The 22,922-nt window shown below is 72.4% G+C and carries 26 protein-coding genes and 1 riboswitch; of the genes, 12 read left to right on the top strand and 14 right to left on the bottom strand.

The window, feature by feature from the left end:
* Positions 1–127: 127 nt before the first annotated feature.
* Positions 128–1,324, bottom strand: coding sequence for an NAD(P)/FAD-dependent oxidoreductase (locus tag BMY61_RS41885; protein WP_042460722.1), 1,197 nt, complete (start codon positions 1,322–1,324; stop codon positions 128–130).
* Positions 1,321–1,647 carry a bifunctional 3-phenylpropionate/cinnamic acid dioxygenase ferredoxin subunit gene (locus BMY61_RS41880; protein ID WP_042460725.1) on the bottom strand — a complete coding sequence of 109 codons (327 nt, stop codon included), beginning with the start codon at positions 1,645–1,647 and terminating at the stop codon, positions 1,321–1,323. The genes BMY61_RS41885 and BMY61_RS41880 overlap by 4 nt, the downstream gene beginning before the upstream one ends.
* A gap of 121 nt (positions 1,648–1,768) precedes the next feature.
* On the opposite strand from BMY61_RS41880, the gene BMY61_RS41875 reads away from it, so the two are divergent.
* Complete coding sequence (locus BMY61_RS41875; protein WP_201777656.1) at positions 1,769–2,554, top strand: IclR family transcriptional regulator; 786 nt, start codon at positions 1,769–1,771, stop codon at positions 2,552–2,554.
* Between the two features lie 14 nt (positions 2,555–2,568).
* On the opposite strand, the gene BMY61_RS41870 is transcribed toward BMY61_RS41875, so the two are convergent.
* From BMY61_RS41870 to BMY61_RS41845, 6 genes are all read right to left on the bottom strand, one after another.
* Positions 2,569–2,841, bottom strand: a complete 273-nt coding sequence (locus BMY61_RS41870) for a hypothetical protein (protein ID WP_042460737.1) — start codon at positions 2,839–2,841, stop codon at positions 2,569–2,571.
* Positions 2,842–2,970: 129 nt separating this feature from the next.
* Entirely contained in the window at positions 2,971–3,366 is a 396-nt protein-coding gene (locus BMY61_RS41865) for a hypothetical protein (RefSeq protein ID WP_042460739.1), read from the bottom strand.
* Positions 3,367–3,505: 139 nt separating this feature from the next.
* Complete coding sequence (locus BMY61_RS41860; protein WP_143094802.1) at positions 3,506–3,805, bottom strand: hypothetical protein; 300 nt, start codon at positions 3,803–3,805, stop codon at positions 3,506–3,508.
* A gap of 87 nt (positions 3,806–3,892) precedes the next feature.
* Positions 3,893–4,441 carry a S1 RNA-binding domain-containing protein gene (locus tag BMY61_RS41855; RefSeq protein WP_042460793.1) on the bottom strand — a complete coding sequence of 183 codons (549 nt, stop codon included), beginning with the start codon at positions 4,439–4,441 and terminating at the stop codon, positions 3,893–3,895.
* Positions 4,442–4,480: 39 nt separating this feature from the next.
* Positions 4,481–6,028: an APC family permease gene (locus BMY61_RS41850; protein ID WP_042460742.1), complete on the bottom strand. Its 1,548-nt coding sequence runs from the start codon at positions 6,026–6,028 to the stop codon at positions 4,481–4,483.
* Positions 6,029–6,065: 37 nt separating this feature from the next.
* Complete coding sequence (locus BMY61_RS41845) at positions 6,066–7,562, bottom strand: aldehyde dehydrogenase family protein (protein ID WP_042460745.1); 1,497 nt, start codon at positions 7,560–7,562, stop codon at positions 6,066–6,068.
* 227 nt (positions 7,563–7,789) lie between these two features.
* Here BMY61_RS41845 and BMY61_RS41840 point away from each other — a divergent pair, with 227 nt between their 5' ends.
* The 9 genes from BMY61_RS41840 to BMY61_RS41800 all read left to right on the top strand — a co-directional run bounded on the left by BMY61_RS41840 (position 7,790) and on the right by BMY61_RS41800 (position 16,134).
* On the top strand, positions 7,790–10,249 hold the full coding sequence (locus BMY61_RS41840; RefSeq protein ID WP_042460748.1) for a GcvT family protein: 2,460 nt from the start codon (positions 7,790–7,792) through the stop codon (positions 10,247–10,249).
* Positions 10,250–10,265: 16 nt separating this feature from the next.
* The gene (locus BMY61_RS41835) at positions 10,266–11,402 is read left to right on the top strand and encodes an aromatic ring-hydroxylating oxygenase subunit alpha (RefSeq protein WP_042460751.1); all 1,137 of its coding nucleotides are present in this window, start codon (positions 10,266–10,268) and stop codon (positions 11,400–11,402) included.
* A gap of 59 nt (positions 11,403–11,461) precedes the next feature.
* Complete coding sequence (locus tag BMY61_RS41830) at positions 11,462–12,556, top strand: S-(hydroxymethyl)mycothiol dehydrogenase (protein ID WP_042460756.1); 1,095 nt, start codon at positions 11,462–11,464, stop codon at positions 12,554–12,556.
* Entirely contained in the window at positions 12,556–13,185 is a 630-nt protein-coding gene (locus BMY61_RS41825; protein WP_042460759.1) for an MBL fold metallo-hydrolase, read from the top strand. The genes BMY61_RS41830 and BMY61_RS41825 overlap by 1 nt, the downstream gene beginning before the upstream one ends.
* Before the next feature lie 134 nt (positions 13,186–13,319).
* Positions 13,320–13,916 (top strand): chorismate mutase, encoded by a 597-nt coding sequence (locus tag BMY61_RS41820; RefSeq protein ID WP_042460762.1) that lies wholly within the window; start codon positions 13,320–13,322, stop codon positions 13,914–13,916.
* A gap of 124 nt (positions 13,917–14,040) precedes the next feature.
* The gene (locus BMY61_RS41815; protein ID WP_052439553.1) at positions 14,041–14,985 is read left to right on the top strand and encodes a hypothetical protein; all 945 of its coding nucleotides are present in this window, start codon (positions 14,041–14,043) and stop codon (positions 14,983–14,985) included.
* 110 nt (positions 14,986–15,095) lie between these two features.
* The gene (locus tag BMY61_RS41810; protein ID WP_052439554.1) at positions 15,096–15,338 is read left to right on the top strand and encodes a hypothetical protein; all 243 of its coding nucleotides are present in this window, start codon (positions 15,096–15,098) and stop codon (positions 15,336–15,338) included.
* 82 nt (positions 15,339–15,420) lie between these two features.
* Positions 15,421–15,732 carry an SCO4225 family membrane protein gene (locus BMY61_RS41805; RefSeq protein WP_042460773.1) on the top strand — a complete coding sequence of 104 codons (312 nt, stop codon included), beginning with the start codon at positions 15,421–15,423 and terminating at the stop codon, positions 15,730–15,732.
* A gap of 123 nt (positions 15,733–15,855) precedes the next feature.
* Complete coding sequence (locus BMY61_RS41800) at positions 15,856–16,134, top strand: hypothetical protein (protein ID WP_042460776.1); 279 nt, start codon at positions 15,856–15,858, stop codon at positions 16,132–16,134.
* 62 nt (positions 16,135–16,196) lie between these two features.
* On the opposite strand, the gene BMY61_RS41795 is transcribed toward BMY61_RS41800, so the two are convergent.
* From BMY61_RS41795 to BMY61_RS41770, 6 genes are all read right to left on the bottom strand, one after another.
* Positions 16,197–16,463 carry a GlsB/YeaQ/YmgE family stress response membrane protein gene (locus BMY61_RS41795; RefSeq protein ID WP_042460779.1) on the bottom strand — a complete coding sequence of 89 codons (267 nt, stop codon included), beginning with the start codon at positions 16,461–16,463 and terminating at the stop codon, positions 16,197–16,199.
* Between the two features lie 265 nt (positions 16,464–16,728).
* Complete coding sequence (locus BMY61_RS41790) at positions 16,729–17,109, bottom strand: hypothetical protein (protein WP_075004282.1); 381 nt, start codon at positions 17,107–17,109, stop codon at positions 16,729–16,731.
* Between the two features lie 276 nt (positions 17,110–17,385).
* Positions 17,386–18,123 (bottom strand): GNAT family N-acetyltransferase, encoded by a 738-nt coding sequence (locus BMY61_RS41785; RefSeq protein WP_042460785.1) that lies wholly within the window; start codon positions 18,121–18,123, stop codon positions 17,386–17,388.
* Between the two features lie 78 nt (positions 18,124–18,201).
* Complete coding sequence (locus tag BMY61_RS41780; protein WP_042460787.1) at positions 18,202–19,230, bottom strand: ABC transporter substrate-binding protein; 1,029 nt, start codon at positions 19,228–19,230, stop codon at positions 18,202–18,204.
* Between the two features lie 53 nt (positions 19,231–19,283).
* Positions 19,284–20,111, bottom strand: coding sequence for an amino acid ABC transporter ATP-binding protein (locus BMY61_RS41775; RefSeq protein WP_082015695.1), 828 nt, complete (start codon positions 20,109–20,111; stop codon positions 19,284–19,286).
* On the bottom strand, positions 20,108–21,130 hold the full coding sequence (locus tag BMY61_RS41770) for an amino acid ABC transporter permease (RefSeq protein ID WP_082015696.1): 1,023 nt from the start codon (positions 21,128–21,130) through the stop codon (positions 20,108–20,110). The genes BMY61_RS41775 and BMY61_RS41770 overlap by 4 nt, the downstream gene beginning before the upstream one ends.
* Before the next feature lie 361 nt (positions 21,131–21,491).
* Positions 21,492–21,597: riboswitch (SAM riboswitch) on the bottom strand.
* A gap of 193 nt (positions 21,598–21,790) precedes the next feature.
* Between BMY61_RS41770 and BMY61_RS46885 the strand changes: the two genes are divergently transcribed.
* Together BMY61_RS46885 and BMY61_RS41765 are read left to right on the top strand one after the other, a co-directional pair.
* Entirely contained in the window at positions 21,791–21,940 is a 150-nt protein-coding gene (locus BMY61_RS46885) for a hypothetical protein (protein ID WP_161791364.1), read from the top strand.
* A gap of 149 nt (positions 21,941–22,089) precedes the next feature.
* Positions 22,090–22,922: LLM class flavin-dependent oxidoreductase (locus tag BMY61_RS41765; RefSeq protein WP_075004281.1), on the top strand; the 833-nt coding region annotated here is incomplete at its 3' end.

Raw genomic sequence — 22,922 nt, 5'->3', positions numbered from 1 at the left:
CTCGGAGGCGATCATCTCCAGGGTCGACTGCTGGCGGTGCAGCTCGGCGTCCACCGCCGCGGCGACCTCGGGGTCGAGGCTGTGCAGGGACTGGTCGAGAAGGCTCATGACGTGGGTGCTCCTCCGGTCAGGCGGGGCGGGGCAGGGCGACGGCGGCAGGAATGAGGACGCGGCGCAGGCGGCCGAAGGCCTTGGGCTGATCCACCGCCAGAACGGCCACCGCGCGGTCCCCGCGCCGGTACACCGCGGCGAAGCGGCGGTCGTCCAGGTCGCCTTCGACGACCTGCGGCTCGTCGCCGGGCAGGAGGTGCCCGGCGAACTGGATACGACTGCGGTACAGGTCGGACCAGAAGTAGGGGGCGGTGGCCGGCGCCGGGGTCGAGACGCCGGTCAGCAGCGTGCGCGCGGCCGTGCGGGGTTGTTCCACGGCGCTGGTCCAGTGCTCGACACGGGTGTGACGGCCGGTGAACAGGTCCAGGCACCGGGCGACGTCGCCCACGGCCACGACGCCGGGGATGTTCGTCGCGCAGCCGGCGTCGCAGAGAACCCCGTCGTCGAGGTCCAGACCCGAGCCCGCGAGCCAGTCGGTCGCGGGGCGGGCACCGACACCGACCACGACCACGTCGGCCGGAACCAGACGGCCGTCCGCGAGCCGCACGCCGGTCACCCGTCCGTCCCCCTCGTCGAGCCCCGCGACGCCCACCCCGCACAGCAGCCGGACGCCGTGGTCGGCGTGGAGCGAGGCGCAGACGCGGCCCATCGACCGTCCGAGCGCCCGCTCGAGCGGGGCCTCGGCCGCCTCGATCACGGTGACCTCCAGGCCCAGGGCGCGCGCGGAGGAGGCCACCTCGGCGCCGATGAAGCCCGCACCGACGACGGCGACGGTGGGCCGGCCGGTGGCGAGGTCGGCGCGCAGGGCCTCGGCGTCGTCCAGGGTGCGCAGGCTGTGCACGCCGGCAAGCGCGCGGGCGCCCACGCGCGGCAGCGTGCGCGCGACGGCGCCGGTGGCGATGACGACGGCGTCGGTGCGCACCTCACGCCCGTCGGACAGCGCCACCGTCCGTGCGGCCGGGTCGAGACGGACCGCGCGGGCGCCGAGGAGCCAGTCGGCGGCGAGGTCCTGGTACTCGTCGGCGTCGCCGAGCGCCAGGGCCTGGGCGTCCAGCTGGCCGGTCAGGAACTGCTTGGACAGCGGCGGGCGGTCGTAGGGCAGTCGGCGCTCCTCCCCCACCACCGTGATCGTCCCCTCGTAGCCCTCCTCGCGCAGGGCCCGGACGGCGCCGAGGCCTGCGAGCGAGGCCCCGACGACGAGGACGCTCCTCACGCGGGCTCGTCGGCAGTGGCGTCGACGTGGAGCAGCACCAGGCCGTCCACGACCTCGACGCGGTGCGTGCGCAGGGCGGCCTTGGCGGGCGGGCAGGTGGGCTTGCCGGTGCGCAGGTCGAAGGCGCTCGCGTGCAGCGGGCACTCCACCAGGCAGCCTTCGAGCCAGCCGTCCGCCAGGGAGGCGTCCTGGTGCGTGCAGGTGTCGTCGACGGCGTAGAGGTCGCCGTCGGCGTTGAAGACGGCAATGGGAGCGGGAACGTCCTCCGTCACGCGGAGGGCCTCGCCGGGAGGCAGGTCTTCGATCCGGCAGACCGTGATCACTCGGAACCTCCAGAGTGTCGCGTATCACGCAACAGGATGCGGTATACGCAACATGGTTTCCTTGCGCTGAAGTACTGTCAAGAGGCTCCGCAGGCCGGGCGTGCAGGCATACTGTTGCGCCATGAGCAACGGAGTGCAGCCAGGCGAGTCCCCCGTGCAGTCGGTGGACCGCGCGGTCACGATCCTCGAACTGCTGGCGGCGCGCGGCGAGGCCGGCGTCACCGAGATCGCGGCGGAGCTCGGCGTGCACAAGTCCACGGCGTTCCGGCTGGTCGCGGCGCTGGAGCTGCGCGGGCTGGTGGAGCAGCCCGGCGAGCGCGGCAAGTACCGCCTGGGCCTGGGCCTGGTCCGCCTCGCCGGCGCGGCGACGGTCCGGCTGGACCTGTCGCAGCAGAGCCGGCCGGTCTGCGAGCGGCTCGCGATCGAGGTGGCCGAGACCATCAACGTGGCGATCCTCGACGTCGACGCGGCCGTCAACATCGAGCAGGTGCTCGGACCTTCGGCCATCACCACCCACAACTGGGTCGGCCAGCGGACCCCGCTGCACGCCACGTCCAGCGGCAAGGTCCTCCTCGCCTACCTCCCGGAGCCCGCCCTGACCGCCCGTCTCGCCGCCCCACTGGAGCGCTTCACTCCCCAGACCGTCACCGACGCGGCCCGCCTGCGGCGCCAGCTGGACGCCGCCCGCAAGGACGGCTTCGCCTGCACGGTCGAGGAGTTGGAGACCGGCCTCAACGCGGTCGCGGCACCCGTCTTCGCGCACAACGGCCAGGTCGTGGCCGCGATCAGCGCCTCCGGCCCCTCCTTCCGCCTCGCCAAGCCCCGCCTGGCGGAGGTGGCCACAGCGGTCCGGGAGGCGGCGGAGGAGGTCTCGACCCGGCTGGGGTACGTCCGGACCCGCGCATGACCGGCTGAGCCGTCTCAGTCGCTCTTCCGCCGGGCCCGGCCCTGCCCGAGCGCCGCCCGCAGCTCGGCCGCGAACGCCCCCGCCACGAGGCCGAGCCCGGCCACCAGGAGGATCGGGGAGAGCACCGGCAGGTGCCACAGCCGCGGTGCCGCCTGCGACTCGATCAGCAGGCCGACACCGACGAATGCCCAACCCGCCCGCCGACGGGGGATGTCCCGCGCCCAGTGCATGAACCAGAGCCAGAACGCCACCATGACCGCACCGAACACGACCCACGCCAGGTCCACGGCTGCCCCCTCGCCCAGAGCGTCTGACGAATCGTCAACATGGTGCCCGGCGGACGGTCGGGCGAAGCCTGGCGCGTGCGACGGCCCGCCGGCACTCCGTCACGCGCTCGGATGCCTCGTCAGGGGTCCTCAACTGCCAACCGATGGGTTCGCGGGGCGATGGGAGAGGAAGTCCTCGCAGCCGAGGAGCCAACTGACCACGTAGGTGGCCTTCTGGTCCTGTGGCTCGGCCTGCTGGCAGGTGCCCTTCACCTCGTCGACGGCGGGCACGGGCATCGGGTTGGCGAGGTTGCTGGTCTCCAGGTCGGCCCAGTTGTAGCCCTCTGCGTAGGCGGCCGGGAGGTAGCCCGGCGGCAGGGACGACGGGACGGGCCGGTGCGGACTGCCCGCCGTGAGGCGGGCAGCGCCGAAGCCGAGGGCGGTGAACAGCAGCGCGCCGAGGGCGAGTGTGAGACCCAGGATGCCACGGCGGAGCGTGACCGTCCTGGCTCTCACCGGTGCCGTCGGCGGTTCGGTCGTGTCCATGTGTCCCCCGTGGTGTGACTGGCGACTCACAGCCTGAGGGGACACGTGACGGCGTGCAAGGCTTCGGACGCCGCGCTCACTGCGCCGCCAGGCGAAGACAGGCCCGGCCCGTTCTCGGGTCGAGTGCCAGATGCCGACTTCAGGCGGGTCGCATGGACAGGAGCGCCAGACCCGCGACAACCAGGGCCACGACCTCCGCGTACACGCCGGACGACCGGCGCAGCAGCGTGAACCCGAGCAGCGGCACGCCGCAGAGCAGACCGGTCACCACGGCCGTGTCCTCCCACAGCAGGGCGTGGTCGTGCTGGTTGGCGAACCAACCTCCGGCGTTGAGCAGCACGCCGGCGAGGCCGAGCACGAAGGCGAGCACGATCGACTGCAGGACGATCACCACCCTCGCCGCTCCGGACAGCCCGGGCCGCCACTCCCCCTGTGCCATCCCGCTCCCCTTCCGCATCGGTCGTGGGATCCCACTCTGCCCGCCGCGGTGCTCAGCGCGCCTGAGTACACGTACTCAGACGCCCCGTCAGGGACCGGCCAGAAAGACCCTTCGGCCCGGCCGCTCGATGTCGCTGACGACGACCGGCACCTCCGCGCCGAGCGGGAAGCCCTCCGGCGTGCCGGCGGCGGGACTGCCCCGGACGTCCTGGAAGGGCACCAGTCCGACGACCCCGGCCCCGACATCGACCAAGGCGCCGAAGGGCAGCACCCTGACGACCGTCCCGCGGAGGGCCTGACCCGCCGTCGTATGGTCGGCGAAGGTCTGGAACGGGTCGGGGAGCAGTGCGCGCAGGGACAGCCTGGCCTCGGCGTTGTACGTGTCGAACTGGAGGAACTCGCACGAGACACGCTGCCCGAGCGCGACGACGTCGGTCGGTGCTGCGATGTGCCGCCAGGACAGTTCGGGGATCGTGACGAATCCGACTCCGGGAAACAGTGGATGGTCCGGTCCGTCGTCCAGCGACACGAAGACGCCGAACCGCTCGATCGCCGCGACGGTGCCGGTGAGGACCTCGCCACGGTGCAGGGACTCCAGGAACGCCCAGAGGGCCGGACTCTCGGACTGCCAATCCATGCCGGCCACTCTGGCACGCGTGTCGCAGGTCGTGCGGGGTCACCCGGCCGTCGACGCGGTGACCACCCTCCTGCGGTACCGCAGGTACAGTCCGAGCCCCACCGCGGTGATGACCGCGGTGAAGACGATGGCCCCCCACTGGTAGTACCAGTGGTCGTTGCCGTAGACGGCCGCGCGCGGCCACGCCAGGTTGACCGTCATCGCCGCGCCGTACAGGACGGCGAAGGCGTTGACCGGGGTGCCCCAGCGGCCGAGGTTGAAGTACGGGCCGTGGTCCGGGCGGGGCCATTCGCCGCGCAGGCGGCGCAGCAGCATGGGGCCGGTGACCATCAGGTACGGGATGTAGAAGAGGATGATGGCGACCGAGGTGAGGATGTAGAAGACGCGCTGGTTGCCGATGTTGACCAGCAGCAGGGCGATCGTCAGCACGCCGGTGATCAGCGCCGGGGCGACCGGCGTCTTGGAGCGCGGGGAGACCTTGGCGATGGTTCTACCGAACGGGAGCCGGCCGTCGCGGGCCATCGCGAACAGGAGCCGGATCGCGGCCGTCTGGACGGCGAGGCAGCACACCGTGATGGCGATCGCCGAGCAGACCAGGAAGGCGTCACCGAGGCCCGTACCCAGCGTGGACTTGATGAGGTAGGGCATGCCGAGCGTGCCCAGCTCCTGGGCGTTGATGTTGCCGACGGCCATCATGCCGATCAGCATCAGCAGCCCGCCTGCCAGGAACGCCGCCGAGATCGCGCGGATGATGGCACGCGGAGCGTGGCGCCTGGGTTCCTTGGTCTCCTCGGCGAGGGCGCCCGCGGTGTCGAAGCCGTAGAAGACGTAGGCGCTCATGATGGAGGCGACCAGGAACGCGCCGAGGTAGCCCCAGGAGTGGCCGGCCCCGGTGCCGGCGGTCTTCAGCACGACCTGCGGGCCGCGGTGGACGTGGACGGCGAGCATGACGATCAGCAGGGTGACGCCGATGAGCTCGACCGCGACGCCGAAGTTGTTGATCTTCGCCATCAGCCGCACGCCGACGATGTTGACGACGGTGGTGAACACCACCAGGCCCAGCGCCAGCAGAATCGCGTTCTTCGCGCCGTTCGGCGTCGCGGTCTGCCCGGCGTCGGCGGCGCCACCCACGATCTCGAAGGCGAGCGAGACCTGCGGAAGGATCACCTGGTAGGCGACGGCCACGGCCGCCGCCGTGACGACCGCGCCGATGGCCATGATCCAGCCGGACATCCACGACGTGATCGGGCGCGCGATCTGCTTGGACCACTGGTAGACGCCGCCGGCCAACGGGAACTGGCCGGCCATCTCGGCGAAGCAGAGCGCGACGGCGAGCTGGCCGAGGAAGACCAGCGGCCAGGACCAGATGAAGGCCGGTCCGCCCGCGCCGAAGCCGAAGCCGAAGAGCTGGAACACGCCGGTCATGATGGAGATGTAGCTGAAGCCGGCGGCGAAGCTGGAGAAGGAGCCGAGGGAGCGCTCCAGTTCCTGCCGGTAGCCGAAGCGGGCCAGATCATGCGTGTCCTGGCCGGGTTCTCTGGGCTGGCCGGGTTCTCTGGGGACGGCGGTCGTTTCGGAGGTGCTCATGGGCGCTCCCGGTGCGGCAGATGTGCGGGGGTGTGGGTCAGTCGGCGAACCAGTACTGGGGTGCGGGGTCGAGCGTGCGCCAGATGTGCTTGGTCTCCTGGTACTCGCGCAGGCCGGAGGGACCGAGTTCGCGGCCGGTGCCGGACTGCTTGAATCCGCCCCACTCGGCCTGCGGCACGTAGGGGTGGTAGTCGTTGATCCAGACGGTGCCGAGGCGCAGACGCTGCGCGACGCGTTCGGCGCGAGCGGTGTCCTTGGTCCACACCGCGCCGGCCAGGCCGTAGGGGGTGTCGTTGGCAAGGGCGACGGCCTCGTCCTCCTCGTCGAAGAGCTCGACGGTCAGGACCGGGCCGAAGACCTCCTCGCGGACCACGGCCATGCCGGGGTGGCAGCCGGCGAGGACGGTAGGGCGCAGGAAGAAGCCCGCCTGGAGCTCCGGTTCGCCCGGGCGGGCGCCGCCCGCGCGCAGTTCGGCTCCCTCCGCGAGGGCGCCCACGAGGTGGCGTTCGACCTTCGCGCGGTGTTCGGCGGAGACGAGCGGACCGCACTCGGTTCCCTTGGCGAGGCCGTCGCCCAGCCGGATCCGGTCGGCGCGGCGGGCCAGCTCGGCCACGAACCGCTCGTGCTGCCCGCGTTGGAGGAGCAACCGGGAGCCGGCGGAGCAGACCTGGCCGGAGTGGAGGAAGGCGGCGGTCAGGGCGTAGTCGACGGCGGTGTCGAGGTCCGCGTCGGCGAAGACGATGTTGGGGTTCTTGCCACCGAGTTCGAGGGCGACCTTCTTGACGGTTTCGGCGGCGGCGCGCATGACGGACCGTCCCGTCGTCAGGCCGCCGGTGAAGGAGACCAGGTCGACACCCGGGTGTTCGGCCAGCGCCGCACCGACGGCGCCGCCGCCGAGGAGCAGGTTGATCGTGCCGGCCGGTGCGCCGGCCTCCTCCAACGGCCGTTGCAGCAGCTCGAAGAGACGGATGGTGGTGAGCGGGGTGACCTCGCTTGGCTTGGCGACGACGGTGTTGCCCGCGGCCAGCGCCGGGGCGAGCTTCCAGGTGATCTGCAGCAGCGGGTAGTTCCACGGGGTGATCAACGCGCAGACGCCGACCGGCTCGTGGACGACGCGGCTGACCGCGTCAGCGCGGCCGGTGTCGACCGTGCGGCCGGCCTCGGTGGTGACCAGCGCGGCGTAGTAGCGCAGCACCGCGGTGGAGTCGTCGACGTCGTAGCGGCTCTCGGCCAGCGTCTTGCCGGTGTCGAGGGTCTCCAGCCGGGCCAGTTCCTCGCGGTGCTCCTGCAGCGCGTCGGCGGTCGCGGTGAGGACCGCGGCGCGGCGCGCGGCCGGGGCGTGGGCCCAGGCGCCGGCGTCGAAGGCCGCGCGGGCGGCGCGCACCGCTCGTTCGACCTCGGCACCCGAGGCCTCGGGGACGGTGGCCAGATCGCTCGCGTCCCACGGGTTGGTGACGGTCCGTCGGCGACCGTCGGCGGCCGCGGTCCAGGAACCGTCGATGAACAGGGAAGTGGTGCGGACCACGGGCTGCATGAACAGCCGCCTCCTCGCATGTTGCGTGATGAGAAACATTGACCTTCATTCGCAACGTGCCGCCGAGTATGGAAGTGGCGCAAAGAGGGTGTCAAGGGTCGTGGCACGGGCCGGAACCCTTGACAGGCACACCCCTGCCGTCGACTCTGTTTCACATCACGCATTTGATTGCGCCATAAGCAACAGCACGGCACCAGTCAGGGTGGATCTCCCAACTCCCCGAGGGGATGGATCACTTGACCGCTCATCCGAAAGTCGTGATCGTCGGCGCCGGGATCGTGGGCTGCGCCCTGGCCGAGGAGCTCACCGCTCGCGGCTGGACCGACGTGACCGTCCTCGACCAGGGGCCGCTCTTCGCCACCGGCGGCTCCAGCTCCCATGCGCCCGGCCTGGTCTTCCAGACCAACTCCTCCAGGACGATGACCGAGTTCGCCCACTACACCGTCGACAAGTACACGGCGCTGACCCTCGACGGCGCCTGGTGCTTCCGTCAGGTCGGCGGCCTGGAGGTGGCCACCACCCCGGAGCGCGTCGAGGAGCTCAAGCGCAGGCACGGCTACGCCGCCTCCTGGGGCGTGCGGGCCGAACTCGTGGACCCGGCACGGTGCGTGGAGCTGCACCCGCTCCTCGACCCGGGCCAGGTGCTGGCCGGCCTGCACACACCCGACGACGGGCTCGCCAAGGCCCTGCGCGCGGCCGAGGCCCAGGCCCGCCTGGCGGTCGGCCGCGGCGCGCGGTTCCTCGGCCACCACGCGGTGACCGGCATCGAGTCCGCGGGCGGCCGCGTCACCGCGGTGACCACCGAGCACGGGTCGTTCCCGGCCGACATCGTCGTCTCCTGCGCCGGGTTCTGGGGGCCGAGGCTCGGCGCGATGGCCGGGCTCACCGTGCCGCTGGTGCCGCTCGCCCACCAGTACGCCCGGACCACCCCGCTCGCGGCGCTCGCGGGCCACAACTCCGAGCTGCTGGAAGCCTCCAGGCCGATCCTGCGGCACCAGGACCGCGACCTGTACTTCCGCGAGCACGTCGACCGGATCGGCATCGGCTCCTACGCGCACCGCCCGCTGCCCGTCGAGCTCGCCGATGTCGCCTCCCCCGGCGGCCCGGTCATGCCGTCGATGCTGCCTTTCACCGAGGAGGACTTCGAGCCCTCCTGGCTCGACGCCCGCGCCCTGCTACCCGCCCTGGCCGCGACCAAGGTCGAGGAGGGCTTCAACGGGATCTTCTCGTTCACCCCCGACGGCTTCCCGCTGCTGGGCGAGGCGCCCGAACTGAGCGGCTTCTGGGTCGCCGAGGCGGTGTGGGTGACCCACTCGGCGGGCGTGGCACGGGCGATGGCGCAGTGGCTCGTCGACGGCCGGCCGGAGACCGATCTGCACGAGTGCGACCTCAACCGCTTCGAGCAGGTGCAGCTCGCGCCCGCCTCCGTGCGCCGGCGCAGCTGCCAGAACTTCGTCGAGGTCTACGACATCGTCCACCCGCTCCAGCCGATGGACGAGCCCCGCCCGCTGCGGGTCAGCCCCTTCCATGCCCGACAGCGGGAGTTGGGCGCGGTGTTCCTGGAGGGCGCCGGCTGGGAGCGACCGCACTGGTTCGAGGCCAACGCGGCCCTGCCCGAGGTCACCGAGGTCCCGGGGCGCGGCGCGTGGGCGTCGCGCTACTGGTCGCCGATCGCGGGGGCGGAGGCGCTGGCGACGCGCTCCCGGGTCGCCCTGTACGACATGACGCCGCTCAAACGGCTGGAGGTCACCGGCCCCGGAGCACTGGAGCTGCTGCAGTACCTGACCACCAACCAGCTGGACAAGCCCGTCGGCGCGGTCACCTACACCCTGCTGCTCGACGAGTCGGGCGGCGTGCGCAGCGACCTGACGGTGGCGCGCCTGGGCCCGGACCGTTTCCAGGTCGGCGCCAACGGCCCGCTCGACCTGGACTGGCTCACCCGCCGACTCCCCGAGGGCTCTCCCGTCCAGATCCGGGACATCACCGGCGGCACCTGCTGCGTCGGCGTGTGGGGTCCGCTCGCCCGCGAGCTGGTCCAACCGCTGACGGACGCCGACTTCTCGCACCGGGGCTTCGGGTACTTCAAGGCGAAGCAGGCCTACCTCGGCGAGGTGCCGGTCACCGCGATGCGGCTGTCGTACGTCGGCGAGCTGGGCTGGGAGCTGTACACGACCGCGGACGCCGGGCAGCGGCTGTGGGACACGCTGTGGCGGGCCGGGCAGCGGCTGGGCGTGGTGGCCGCGGGACGCAGCGCATTCAACAGCCTGCGGCTGGAGAAGGGTTACCGCTCCTGGGGAACGGACCTGACGGCCGAGCACAACCCGTACGAGGCCGGGCTCGGATTTGCGGTCCGGATGGACAAGGGCGAGTTCCTCGGGCGGGACGCGCTCGTCGGCATCGGCGAGGAGACGGCGACGCGCCGACTGGTCCCGCTGCTGCTGGAGGACCCGGGGGCGGTGGTGATGGGCAAGGAGCCGGTCCGTGCGGAGGACGGCACGGCCGTCGGCTACGTCACGAGCGCGGCGTACGGCTACACGATCGGCCGCTCGATCGCCTACGCCTGGCTCCCGGCGTCCCTGGCCGCGCCCGGCACGCCGGTGGGCGTGGAGTACTTCGGCGAGGTGCTCCCGGCCGTCGTCGCGAAGGAACCGCTGTTCGATCCGGAAATGGCCCGCATCCGCGCCTAGAGGGGACCTCGTTGCGATGACCGCGACCGAACTGCCTGCCAGTCTGCTGCCCGAGAGCCTGAGGGCCACCCTCCCCGGCTCCGCCTACACCGACCCGCAGGTCTTCGCCCTGGAGCAGGAGAAGATCTTCGAGCGGATGTGGTTCTGCGCCGTGCGCACCTCCGAGCTGGACGCTCCGGGGAAGTTCCGGACCGTGCAGGTCGGGCGGGAGAGCGTGCTGGTGACCCGCTCCCGCGAGGGCGCGGTGAAGGCGTTCCTGAACATCTGCCGCCACCGCGGCGCCCGCCTGTGCACCGAGGAGGCGGGCGAGGTGAAGCGCGCCTTCCAGTGCCCGTACCACGCGTGGACCTACGGGCTGGACGGCAAGCTCGTCGCCGCGCCGAACCTCACCAGCATGCCCGACGTCGACCGGACCACCTACGGTCTGGTGAACGTGCACGTGCGCGAGTGGCTGGGGTACGTCTGGGTCTGCCTGGCCGAGGAACCGCCGTCCTTCGAGGAGGACGTGATCGGCGCGGCCACCGAGCGGCTCGGCGACCCCAAGGCCGTCGACCACTACCAGGCCGACGAACTCGCGGTGGGCCGGCGCATCCGCTACGACGTGCGCGCCAACTGGAAGCTCATTGTCGAGAACTTCATGGAGTGCTACCACTGCGCCACCATCCACCCCGAACTGACCGAGATGCTGCCGGAGTTCAAGGGCGGCTTCGCGGCGCAGTACTACGTGGGCCACGGGGCCGAGTTCGCCGAGGAGGCGCAGGGGTTCACCGTCGACGGCAGCGCGGGCGTGCAACGGATCCCGGGCGTGACCGAGGAGCAGGACCGCCGCTACTACGCCATCACGATCAAGCCGCAGGTGTTCGTCAACCTCGTGCCGGACCACGTGATCGTGCTGCGGATGATCCCGCTCGCCGCGGACCGCACCGTCGTCGAGTGCGACTGGCTGTTCCTGAAGGACGTGGTCGACTCCGGCGCCGACCTGGACCGGTCCGTGGAGCTGTTCCACCGGGTCAACGTGCAGGACTTCGAGGCCTGCGAGCGCTGCCAGCCCGCCATGGACTCGCGCGCCTACGCGCGCGGCGGTGTGTTGGTGCCCAGTGAGCACCACATCGGGGCGTTCCATGATTGGGTGACGGCAAGGCTCAGCGACTGACCCGTCCGGAGTCCCCGCAACGCTGAAGTCCCACAACGAGACAGGAGAGGTGTCGCGTCATGCCGCAGCAGGTCCGTGGAGTCATCGCGCCCGGCAAGGGCGAGCCGGTGCGCGTCGAGACGATCGTCGTGCCCGACCCCGGCCCCGGCGAGGCGGTGGTCGCCGTACAGGCCTGCGGCGTGTGCCACACCGACCTGCACTACCGCGAGGGCGGCATCAACGACGACTTCCCCTTCCTGCTCGGCCACGAGGCGGCCGGGATCGTGGAGTCGGTCGGGGAGGAGGTGACCGAGGTCGCGCCGGGTGACTTCGTCATCCTCAACTGGCGGGCGGTCTGCGGTCAGTGCCGGGCCTGTCTGCGCGGGCGGCCCTGGTACTGCTTCAACACCCACAACGCCAAGCAGCGGATGACGCTGGCCTCGACCGGTCAGGAGCTCTCCCCCGCGCTCGGGATCGGCGCCTTCGCCGAGAAGACCCTGGTCGCCGCCGGCCAGTGCACCAAGGTCGACCCGGCGGCGTCCCCGGCCGTCGCCGGACTGCTCGGCTGCGGCGTGATGGCGGGCCTGGGCGCGGCGATCAACACGGGCAACGTCGGGCGCGGCGACACCGTGGCCGTCATCGGCTGCGGCGGCGTCGGCGGCGCCGCGATCATGGGCTCCCGGCTCGCCGGCGCGTCGAAGATCATCGCGGTGGACGTGGACGCGCGGAAGCTGGCGACGGCCGAGCGGCTCGGCGCCACCCACACCGTCCTGTCCGGGGCGGGCCAAGGTGACGTCGTCGAGGCGATCCAGGCCCTGACCGGAGGCTTCGGCGCGGACGTGGTCGTCGACGCCGTCGGCCGCCCAGAGACCTACCGCCAGGCCTTCTACGCCCGCGACCTGGCGGGCACCGTCGTCCTGGTCGGCGTGCCCACCCCCGAGATGCGCCTGGAACTGCCCCTGCTGGACGTCTTCGGGCGCGGCGGCGCGCTCAAGTCCTCCTGGTACGGCGACTGCCTGCCCTCGCGCGACTTCCCGATGCTCGTCGACCTCTACCTGCAGGGCCGCCTGGACCTCGACGCGTTCGTCACCGAGACGATCGCGCTCGACCAGGTGGAGCAGGCGTTCGCACGCATGCACGACGGGGACGTCCTGCGCTCCGTGGTGGTCTTCTGATGGCGGCCCGCGTCGAGCACCTGCAGACCTCCGGCGTCTTCACGCTGGACGGCGGCAGCTGGGAGGTGGACAACAACGTGTGGCTGGTCGGCGACGACAGCGCCGTCGTGGTCGTCGACCCGGCCCACGACGCCGAGGCGATCCTGCGGGCCGTGGGTGGCCGCGAGGTCACCGCGGTGATCTGCACCCACGCGCACAACGACCACGTCAACGCGGCGCCCGAGCTCGCCGACCGCACCGGCGCGCCGATCCTGCTCCACCCCGACGACCTGCCGCTGTGGAAGCAGACCCACCCGGACCGGCTGCCCGACCGCGACCTGGCGGACGGCCAGGTCCTCGACGTCGCGGGCACGGAGCTCCACGTGCTGCACACACCCGGTCACGCGCCGGGCGCGGTCTGCCTGCACGTGCCGGCGCTCGGCACCGTCCTCACCGGCGACACACTGTTCGCCGGCGGGCCGGGCGCGACGGGGCGGTCCTTCTCGGACTTCCCCACGATCGTCCGCTCCATCGCCGACCGGCTGCTGACCCTGCCTCCGGACACCCTCGTCCGCACCGGCCACGGCCCCACCACGACGATCGGCGCCGAGGCTCCGCACCTGCAGGAGTGGATCGCCCGAGGCCACTGACGCGGCCTCAACTGCCAGGCTCTCAGCCGGATGCGCGGGAATCGTGCGGGAGAGTACGAAGGCGTCGCGCCCTACGGCCACCGGCCGTAGGATCGGCGCGACGTTCCGTACACGACTGGGGGATTCTCGTGCGCATGCTCATCACCGCGAGGCGGTCGACGGCCACCCTGACCGGCGCGGCACTGCTGCTGACCGGTGCCGTGTCCGCCGTCGGCCTGGGCGCGGGCGCGGCCTCCGCCGCGCCGAGGACGACGGCCCTGGCCGTGATCGCCGACCTGTCCGCGCAGCGCGTCGAGGTGGCCGACCAGGTCGCGGCGGCCAAGTACGGGACGGGCAGCCCGATCGACGACCCGGCCCGCGAGGCGATCGTGATCGCCGACGCCGAGCAGCAGGCCACAGCCCTGGGCATCGACCCCGCCGCGGTCGGGAGGATCTTCCGCGACCAGATCGAGGCCAGCAAGGTCGTCCAGCGTGCCCTGTTCGCCGAGTGGGACGCCGACCCGTCGCTCGTCCCGACCACCAAGCCCAGCCTGGCCACCATCCGCGCCGAGCTCAACACCATCGACGCCGAACTCGTCCAGGCGATCGCCACGGCCCAGCCCGGCATCCACGCACCCTCCTGCGGGGGCCTGTTGACCGCCGCCACCGTCCACGCCCGCCACGCGCAGGGCCTGGACACCCTCCACTTCGCCGCGCTGCTGCGCTCGCTCCCCTCGGTCTGCGCCGACTGACCGGCACGCCGCCGACCGACGGGCGGCTCCGAAATTCCCTGAGCCCCGCGCCGACCACCGGCTACGGTGTGCGGACGTCGCTGCGCGCGGATCGCCCGTGCGGGACGGTCCGAGGGAGGGATCGATGCGGGGTTCCTGGAGTGTGCAGGCCCTACCGGACCGGTCGGCCTACGTCGTGCTGTCGGACGGGCGGATGTCGGGTCTCACGGACTCGGTCGGCCCCTTCGTGTCCCGTATGGTCCGGGCGGGCGTGCGGGTGGACACCACCGCGCTGGGGGTCCCCGTGCTCGGCGAGCTCGACCTCCTTCGTCGCAGCGCGACGCCCTGTGGGGAGGGGCTGGCACAGGCCCTGTTCCGCTTCGACTCCTGCTGCGGGCCGGACGGGCTCCCGGCGTCCTGGTGGAGCTCGTTCGACGCGCGTGCGCGGCTCACCCCCGGACAGCTGCGGGCCGCTTCCGAGCCGCTCGCGAAGGTGCCCGCCTGGCACCGACTGCCCGCGTTCCGCTCCTCGCGACCCGCGTCCGGCGGCCGGTCGCGCTTCTGGGTGTGGGCCCTGGCCGCCTGCGCCGCGGACGGCCGCACCCGGGCGGCGGCCCTCGCCGCCGAGCGCCTGCCGCTGGGGCACCCGGGCCTGCTTCCGCTGCTGGTGGTGCGCTGCGCCGACTGGGTCCCCGCGGTGCGCACGGCCGCCCGTGCCGCCCTGAGCGCCGTCCTCGCCGAGGCCGACCCGGCCGAGCTGGCCCGGGCCGCGGCCGGTGCCTGGAGCTGCGCGGGGCGCGAACGCGGGGCCGCGGCCGTGCGGATCGTCACCAGCCACCTGACGGACGCGCCGGCGGGCGTGTGGCGTGCGCTGCTGTTCGACCCGGATGTCCGGATCCGGCGCTTCGCGCTCGCCGAGGCGGTCGCGCTGGGTCGTGACGACGCGGCGCTGTTGCTGGATCTTGCCATGTCCCACAGGGACGTGGTGGCCGCCCAGCGCTCGGCGGAGCACCTGGTGCGCCGCCTGGTCCCGGCGGGCGTCGACGCGCCCGCGAGCCCGGAGGGGAGGCGGCCCTGGACCGCCTGCTGACCGCACCCCACGCCGCCGTCCGCGCCACCGCGGTCACGGTCCTGCGCCGCGCCCAAAGGCCGGACCTGGCCGAACCGCTCGTCACCGACCCCTCCGCCTCGGTGCGGGAGGTGGCCCGTTGGGTCCTGCGCAGCAGCGGTACGGACCCGGCGACGGTCTGCCGCGCCCGGGCCGAGGTCCGGTCGCCACTCCGGGTCACCCCTGCCCTGGTCCTCGGCCTCGGCGAGTGCGGCGACCTCACGGACGCGGCCTGGCTCCGGGCGCAGCTGGACCACCCCCACACCAAGGTGCACCGCGCAGCCGCCCGCGCCCTCGACCGCCTGAAGCCCCCAGCCGGGCGCGCCGGACGCTGACGCTGTTCTGGCCTCCTTCGGGTCCGTGTTGCATCCTGTCGCCGTACCGGCCGCCGGGGTGCGATCCGAAGGGTGGGGGACCGTGAAGTACGTCGGATTTCTCAGACAGGTGCTCGTCGGCAACTGGCCGTCGCGGATCTACCTGGGCGTCGTCACCGCCGCGATGCTGCTGTGGCTCGTCGTGACCCTCACCTGGACCCAGCCCGACGCGAACATGTCCGGGGTCAGCGCGCTCCTGCTGACACTCCCGGTGTCCCTCATGGTGCTGATGGCGTCGTCGGACGCGCCCGGGCATCCGGAACTGTACGTCGCGGCGGTCGTCGTCGGGGCCCTGGTGAACGACGCGGTGATCGGGCTGGTCGCGTATGCGGCCAGGCGATCCGGTCCGCGCTGACCGGACGGGGAAGGATCACCCGCCTCAGGTGTGACCCGCCTGCGGGCGGGAACAGGCATCACAGGAGGTCGGCTGCGGACAAGCACGCGCGGCGCCGACCGGACGAGGACAGGAGGTCGACCGATGACCTTCCGGTGCGAGGTACGCATCATCGAGGACGAGTACGGCGACCGGATCCGCGTGCTCGCCCCCACCACCGCCGAGGACCTGCCGCTGACCGCGCAGGAGTGCGCGGAGCAGCACCTGCTCGCCGAGCTGCAGGGGCGTTGGGGCCGCGAGGGCCCCATGCCCTACCGGGTCGAGGTCCGAGTCTGGCGTGACCGTGACCAGGCCGACGGACAACCGGACGCGAGCGCCGCGTGGGACACCGGCCACGGTATCCGTCACTCGGCCTCGGCCTGACCACCCTTGCGCGACGTCCCCGGTCACGCGAGGTCGCCTCGGCCCTGCCGACTCCTCTGCGGTCAGACGCGCCGGTGGGAGACCAGTCGGGCGAGGAGCAGCACGATCACCGATCCGACGATCGACCAGATGATGCCGCTGGTGTGGAAGGTGTGCGACCAGTGGTGGAGCTGGACCTCGTCCCCGAGGAAACCGCCGAGGAACGAGCCGACGACGCCGAGCAGGACCGTCCCGACGATGCCGATCGGGTCCCGTCCCGGCACGAGCAGGCGCGCGACGGCGCCCGCGAGCAGTCCGATCAGGACAAGATAGATCACATAAGCTGCCATACCGAGCGCCTGCCCAGGATCGGCCGACTCATGTGCCGGCCCGGGCCGTGCCGGGTGACCTCAGTACGGGAGCGGCCGGCCTGACGGTGTGCGCAGATCGAGCGGAGGCTGCGGGCGGGGCGTTGCCGGTCGCTTGATCAGCCTGGTCAGTGCCATCTCGATCTCCTCCTCGATCGCAGGGATACCGGTCGAAGAGGCTTTTTCCCACACCGACGGGCTTCAACCCGCAGGAGGGATCTTCATTTTCGCCCGCCGGGACGGGGCGTCACGGCCCGCCGGACAGGACGTACTCGTCGACCTCGTGCTGATCACGGACCAGGTAGAGCCCTCCCGGCGGGCCGTCGGTGGGACAGCCGGGGGCGGCGTCGGCGGGGTCGAAGCTGTGCTCGTAGACCTGCCAGTCCCCGTACCCGGCGCGGTAGACCGGCTTGGTGAAGCCGCCCTCGGGCACGGCCGGGAGGGTGTCACTGAGGACGAAGTCGCGCCCGCAGTAAGGGAGGTCCAACGGCGGGGCCCAGAACGCCCAGGTGTGGTCGACCAACCGGTAGTCGACCCACCACCCACCACCGGCCATGACGGTGCCACCCACGGCGACGGCGACCGCCAGGCCCACCCAGAACCGCGCACCCCGTCGTGGCGTCTGCACCGTTCTTCCTCCCCCGGGTTCACGTCGCGCCTGCGCGCGACGACCGGACGCTACCGGCGCCGAGGCTCCCTCCGCCACTCTGACCTGCGCAGACCGCCGGTCAAGGACCGCCACAGCAGCCGCCGAGGAGGTCGCGGATCGCATGGGGAGCCAGCCAGGCGACGGCAACCCACAGCAGCGCGGCCGCTGCCGCCGCCGCTGCGACGTGCCGGAGAACCGATCTGTCGTCCCGACCCATGTCCCCGCCCTGGCGGGCATCGTAGGCCAACGGATCGGTCAGATCGAGGTCGGTTCACCAGGCGTGCGAACGAGCAGGAACGCCGTGCGCCGGCGCAGGGTGAAGCCGATCGACTCGTAGAGGCGGACGGCGCCCGTGTTCGTGGCGGCGGCGTGCAGGAACGGGGTCTCGCCGCGCTCCCTGATGCCAGCCGCGACCGCGCGGACGAGGCGGGTGGCGAGGCCTTGGCCGCGGTGGTCCGGGGCGGTGCAGACGGCGCTGATCTCGGTCCAGCCCGGCGGGTGGAGGCGTTCGCCCGCCATGGCGACGAGGCGGCCGTCGCGGCGGAGGCCGAGGTAGGTGCCCAGTTCGACGGTGCGGGGCAGGAAGGGGCCGGGCTTGGTGCGGGCGACCAGGTCGAGCATCTCGGGCACGTCGTCGGGCCCCAGGCGGACGGCCTCCGGGGCGGGCTCGGTGCGGAGCGTGGCGGCGACGAGCTGGACGCCCTGGCCGGACTCCACGGTCTGCCAGCCCTCGGGCGGTGCGGCGGTCGCGCCGGTGACGGGTGTCAGGCGGCCCGGGCCGACCAGGGTGGCGAGGTCGTCCCAGGCGCGCGGGTCGGCCGGGTCGGCGAGGGCCGCGAACGGGGAGACCTCGGCGGGGTAGCGGGCGGCACGCCCGACGCGCTCGGCGAGGTGGGCGTGCGGGCCGGTGAGCGCGGCCCAGGCGGGGTTGTCGAGCAGGTGCGGCGCGGCGGCGACGCCGGGTGACGGCAACGGGCGGACGCTGGTGGACATGGTGGGGTACGTGCTCCCTCGGGAAGGACGGTGGGAGGGGCCCAGGAGGTGTTCCGGGGCCCCAGGCCGGACGTACGGTCAGGAGTCGGTGAGCGGCAGACCGGGCGGGTTGACCAGGGAGGTGGGCACCGCCTCGTTGGAGAGGTTCCAGGCGGCCAGCCACTTGGCGTACTGGCCGTTCTTGATGAGGTAGTTGATGGCGTCGGCGATGGGCCGGGCCAGGCCGCTGCCCTTCTTCACGGTGGCGGCGATGAGCCCCTGCAGCGAGGCGCCCGCGCCGGAGTAGGTGCCGGCGTTGCGGGTCGGGTTCGGGGTCCTGGCGTCCTGGGCGATCTGGTAGGCGATGCCGGGGTTGGGGCCGAAGTAGGCGTCGATCTTGCCGCCGACGAGCGCCAGGTGGGTGGCGTTGTTGTCGGGGAAGTACTTGACGGTCAGCTGCTTGCCCGCGGCCTTCAGCTTCGCCTGCCACTCCAGCAGGATCTTCTCCTGGTTGGTGCCCGCGCCGACCGCGACGGTCTTGCCGGCCAGCGTGGTCCAGTCGCCGTTGAAGTTCCAGGTGCTGGTCCTGGTGACCTCGAAGGCCAGGTTGTCCTCGCGGTAGGAGGCGAAGTCGTACTTCTTCTTGCGCTCCTCGGTGTCGGTGATGTTGGAGAAGCCGACGTCCGTGCGGCCGCTGTCGATGCCGACGAAGAGGTTCTCCCAGGTCGAGTTCTGCACGACGGGCTTGAGGCCGAGGACGGCGGCGACCAGGCGGCCGAAGTCGGGCTCGGAGCCGGTCAGGGTCTGCTGGTCGCTGCCGACGAAGGCGAGCGGCGGGAACCCGGCGGGCAGGGCGCCGACACCGATGACCAGCTGCCCGCCCTTGGCCACCGAGGCGGGCAACTCGGCGTGCAGGGACGCGACTTCGCTGACCTTGATGTAGGTCCGGGTACCGGCTCCGTTCGCGAGGGCGGCGACGGTGACGGCGCCGGTCGCCGCGTTGTCGACGGAGGCGGCATCGGACGAGGAGGCGGCGCTCCCGCAGGCGGCGAGGCCCACGGTGAGCGTGGCCGCGGCGGTGCCTGCGGACAGGGCGCGGAGGAGTCTGCTGCTGCGGGCGTGGGTCATGGCTGGTCCTTGCTGGCTCGACGGTGCGGCGGGTTGACGGTGGGGAGGGGCGCTCACAGCACCCTGCTCAGGAACTCCTGGGTGCGCGGGTGCCGCGGCCGGTCCAGTACCTCGGCGGGAGTGCCCTGTTCGACGATCCGGCCGCCGTCCATGAAGACGACGCGGTCCGCGACCTCGCGGGCGAAACCGATCTCGTGGGTGACGATGACCAGGGTGGTGCCGCCGGCGGCCAGGTCCTTGATGACGGCGAGCACCTCGCCGACGAGCTCCGGGTCCAGGGCCGAGGTCGGCTCGTCGAAGAGGATCACGCCGGGCCGCTGCGCGAGGGCGCGGGCAATGGCGACACGCTGCTGCTGGCCGCCGGACAGCTGCCTCGGGTAGGCGTCGGCCTTCTCCCCCAGCCCCACCCGGTCCAGCAGCTCGCGGGCCGACTGCTCGGCCTCCGTGCGTCGCTGCAGGCCCGTCGCGACGGGCGCGGCGGCGACGTTCTCCAGCACGGTCAGATGGGGGAAGAGGTTGAAGTTCTGGAAGACGAAGCCGATCCGGCCGCGCTGGGTCAGGATCTGACGCTCACTCAGCTCTCGCAGCCGGCCGCGGTGCCAGCGCACGCCGATGGGCTCGCCGCCCAGGCTGACGTGGCCGAGCGTCGGCTGCTCCAGGTGGTTGATCACGCGCAGCAGGGTCGACTTGCCCGAGCCGGAGGGGCCGAGGACGACGGTGACCTCACCCGCGGCCACCGTCAGGTCGATGCCGTCGAGGACCCGGTGGGCGCCATACCACTTGTGGACGCCGTGGACCTCCACCGCCACGGGTGCCGGCTCGTCCGCGTCGGCGGCGAGGTGGGTCGTCGCGGATCGGGCCTCGGCGTTCAGGACGCTCATGTCGCGGTCTCCCTCCGGATGCGGACGATCAGGGTGGTCAGGCCGGCGCGCAGGCGCTGCAGCGGCGTCGGCGGAAGCGTGCGCAGCGCGCCGCGCGAGTAGTGGCGTTCGACGTAGAACTGGACCACCGAGATCACGCTGGTGAGGATCACGTACCAGACCGTGGCGACCAGCAGCAGCGGCACGATGTCGCCCGGGTAGGTGCTGCCCATGCTCTGGACGGAGCCGAACAGGTCCAGCAGCGACACGTAGAAGACCAGCGAGGTGCCCTTGACCAGGCCGATCAGCTGGTTGACGTAGGACGGGACGATGGCGCGCAGCGCCTGCGGGAGGACGATCCGGGCGAACTGGTAGCGCCGGGGCAGTCCGAGCGCGGCGGCGGCCTCGTGCTGGCCCTGGTCGACGGAGAGGATCCCGGCGCGCACCACCTCGGCGGCGTAGGCGGCCTCGTTGAGGCTTAGGCCGACGACGGCGATCATCATGTCGGTGGCGAGCTTCGATTCGTCGAAGTGCCAGAAGGACGGACCGAACGGCACGCCGAGGCTGAGCGTGCGGTACAGGGCGCTGAAGTTGTACAGGAACAGCAGCACCACGATCAGCGGCACCGAGCGGAACAGCCAGATGTAGACCCAGCTGATCGCCCGCAGCACCGGGCTGCGCGAGAGCCGGGCGAGCGCGAGCACCACGCCGCCCAGCAGACCGAGCACGGCGCTGTAGGCGGTGACCTCCAGGGTGACGACGAGGCCGTCGGTGATGACCGGCCGGGCGAACCAGTAGTGGAACCGGTCCCACTGGTAGAACGGGTTGGTCGCGAGCCCGTGGACGATCTGGGCGAGCAGGACCAGCGCCACGGCGCTGGTGATCCAGCGGCCGGGGTTCCGCAGCGGCACGACGCGCTGCGAGGAGCCGGACGCGGGCGCCGTGGCGGTGACGGGTGGGTTCCGGTGTGCGGGGGGCGGATCGGTGTCCGACGGGGAGGCCGTGTCCAGGGGAACGGCGGGGGCGAGAGCGTCGCTCATGGATGTACTCCAGCGAAGGCCGGCGACGGAGCCCGTGCCGACGGGCCGCCGCTGCGGCGGGAGGAGACCGCCCGGGGGCGTGCCGGAGCACCGCGCCGCGGGCGGGAGTCGAGAGGGCACACCGCGCGGGGCATGCCGGGGAGGCCGGGGAGGCCTGGCGGCCGACGGCCGGGACGGCTGTCAGACCGTGGTGATGCGAGCTGCGGTACTGCGGGTCGTCAGCCCTGACACAGGGCGCTGCTGACGCGCAGCAGGTCGACGGCCCGGTTCAGGTACGCCGCAGCGCGACCGCGGTGGCGGCTCGTGGCCGTCCCCGTAGCTGCGTGCATCGCCGTCACCCGTGCCGTTCCGCCCCCGGGGGGCATCGCGCTTACCGACAGTTCGGTCCGGTCCTCACCTGGGGCACCCCGCCGCGTGGGGAGGGTTGCCGGTCAGCAAGCCAGGGCTTGACGCTGACGCTCATGACCGTTCTGGTCGGCAAAGCTAGAAGGGTTCTGCGGCCGATGTCAACGACCGACCACGCCGTGAGACCTGGGTCGCGCTCGTCGACGGCCTGTCAAGTCACGCCAGTTCGTTGCCCCTTCAACGGGATTGTGTCGGACGCCGCCGTCGGGTTACGGTGCATCAAGGTCACGAGTGTCGAGAACGGAGGTGGCGGCAGTGCGACGGACTCACCAGCGCTGTGCGATCGCCACCCCCAAGGCCGACTGCCGCGCCGTCACCACGTGCGCCCGGCTCCACATCGACCTCCAGCGCGTGAGCACCGCGCTGTGTCCGGCGTCCCCGTACGCCGCCGCCCTTCGCGGCTGATCCTTCTGGTCCGCGTCTCCGTACGCGTTCTCCCGTCCTGCCCCGCCCGGTCGCCGTAGACCCGGGGCCGAGGACGGCTCCCTCGGCGTGCCGTGCGCCTTCCCGCACCTGGCACGACCACAGCCTTTCCGCACAGGAAGCGGTCCCCCATGCCCGAAAACCCTGACCCCCTGCATCTGGCCGTCGCCCTCGACGGCGCGGGCTGGCATCCCGCCGCCTGGCGCGAGCACGACGCCCGACCCAAGGAGCTGTTCACCGCCCGCTACTGGGCCGATCTCGTCACCGAGGCCGAGCGCGGCCTGCTGGACCTGGTCACCATCGAGGACTCGCTGAGCCTGCAGTCCACCCTCTTCACCGAACCCGACGGGCGCACCGACCAGGTGCGCGGGCGCCTCGACGCGGTCCTGATCGCCGCCCGGATCGCGCCGCTGACCCGGCACATCGGACTGGTACCGACCGCCGTGGTCACCCACACCGAGCCGTTCCACCTCTCCAAGGCCGTCGCCACCCTCGACCACGTCAGTTCCGGCCGGGCCGGCCTGCGGGTCAAGGTGTCCGGGCGCGCCGACGAGGCGGCGCACTTCGGCCGCCGCCCGGCACCCGACCTGCGCATCGAGGACTTCGACACGCCCGCCGGGCTGGAGGCCCTGCGGGACCTGTTCGGCGAGGGGGAGGACTACGTCGAGGTCCTGCGGCGGCTGTGGGACAGCTGGGAGGACGACGCGGAGATCCGCGACGTGGCCACCGGCCGCTTCATCGACCGTGACAAGTTGCACTACATCGACTTCGAGGGTCGCCGGTTCAGCGTGCGCGGGCCGTCCATCACGCCGCGGCCGCCGCAGGGCCAGCCGCTGGTCACCGCGCTCGCGCATCGCGGCGAGCCCTACCGCCTGGTCGGCCGTTCGGCCGACCTCGGGTTCGTCACCCCGCGCGACGCCGACGACGCCCGCGCGATCGTCGCCGAGATCCGCGAGGCCCAGGC

Source organism: Streptacidiphilus jiangxiensis (genome assembly GCF_900109465.1).
Lineage (GTDB): Bacteria > Actinomycetota > Actinomycetes > Streptomycetales > Streptomycetaceae > Streptacidiphilus > Streptacidiphilus jiangxiensis.
This window is presented reverse-complemented; position numbering and strand designations above follow the sequence as displayed.

Bases quoted from the DNA above. Each gene is read 5' to 3' on its own strand.
- BMY61_RS41825 (WP_042460759.1), top strand. From the start codon at position 12,556: ATGGCGGCCCGCGTCGAGCACCTGCAGACCTCCGGCGTCTTCACGCTG.
- BMY61_RS41855 (WP_042460793.1), bottom strand. From the start codon at position 4,441: ATGGATTGGCAGTCCGAGAGTCCGGCCCTCTGGGCGTTCCTGGAGTCC.
- BMY61_RS41775 (WP_082015695.1), bottom strand. From the start codon at position 20,111: ATGAGCGTCCTGAACGCCGAGGCCCGATCCGCGACGACCCACCTCGCC.
- BMY61_RS41815 (WP_052439553.1), top strand. From the start codon at position 14,041: ATGCGGGGTTCCTGGAGTGTGCAGGCCCTACCGGACCGGTCGGCCTAC.
- BMY61_RS41875 (WP_201777656.1), top strand. From the start codon at position 1,769: ATGAGCAACGGAGTGCAGCCAGGCGAGTCCCCCGTGCAGTCGGTGGAC.
- BMY61_RS41800 (WP_042460776.1), top strand. From the start codon at position 15,856: ATGACCTTCCGGTGCGAGGTACGCATCATCGAGGACGAGTACGGCGAC.
- BMY61_RS41845 (WP_042460745.1), bottom strand. From the start codon at position 7,562: ATGCAGCCCGTGGTCCGCACCACTTCCCTGTTCATCGACGGTTCCTGG.
- BMY61_RS41850 (WP_042460742.1), bottom strand. From the start codon at position 6,028: ATGAGCACCTCCGAAACGACCGCCGTCCCCAGAGAACCCGGCCAGCCC.
- BMY61_RS41860 (WP_143094802.1), bottom strand. From the start codon at position 3,805: ATGGCACAGGGGGAGTGGCGGCCCGGGCTGTCCGGAGCGGCGAGGGTG.
- BMY61_RS41865 (WP_042460739.1), bottom strand. From the start codon at position 3,366: ATGGACACGACCGAACCGCCGACGGCACCGGTGAGAGCCAGGACGGTC.
- BMY61_RS41785 (WP_042460785.1), bottom strand. From the start codon at position 18,123: ATGTCCACCAGCGTCCGCCCGTTGCCGTCACCCGGCGTCGCCGCCGCG.
- BMY61_RS41830 (WP_042460756.1), top strand. From the start codon at position 11,462: ATGCCGCAGCAGGTCCGTGGAGTCATCGCGCCCGGCAAGGGCGAGCCG.
- BMY61_RS41840 (WP_042460748.1), top strand. From the start codon at position 7,790: ATGGATCACTTGACCGCTCATCCGAAAGTCGTGATCGTCGGCGCCGGG.
- BMY61_RS41770 (WP_082015696.1), bottom strand. From the start codon at position 21,130: ATGAGCGACGCTCTCGCCCCCGCCGTTCCCCTGGACACGGCCTCCCCG.
- BMY61_RS41820 (WP_042460762.1), top strand. From the start codon at position 13,320: ATGCTCATCACCGCGAGGCGGTCGACGGCCACCCTGACCGGCGCGGCA.
- BMY61_RS41780 (WP_042460787.1), bottom strand. From the start codon at position 19,230: ATGACCCACGCCCGCAGCAGCAGACTCCTCCGCGCCCTGTCCGCAGGC.
- BMY61_RS41795 (WP_042460779.1), bottom strand. From the start codon at position 16,463: ATGGCAGCTTATGTGATCTATCTTGTCCTGATCGGACTGCTCGCGGGC.
- BMY61_RS41835 (WP_042460751.1), top strand. From the start codon at position 10,266: ATGACCGCGACCGAACTGCCTGCCAGTCTGCTGCCCGAGAGCCTGAGG.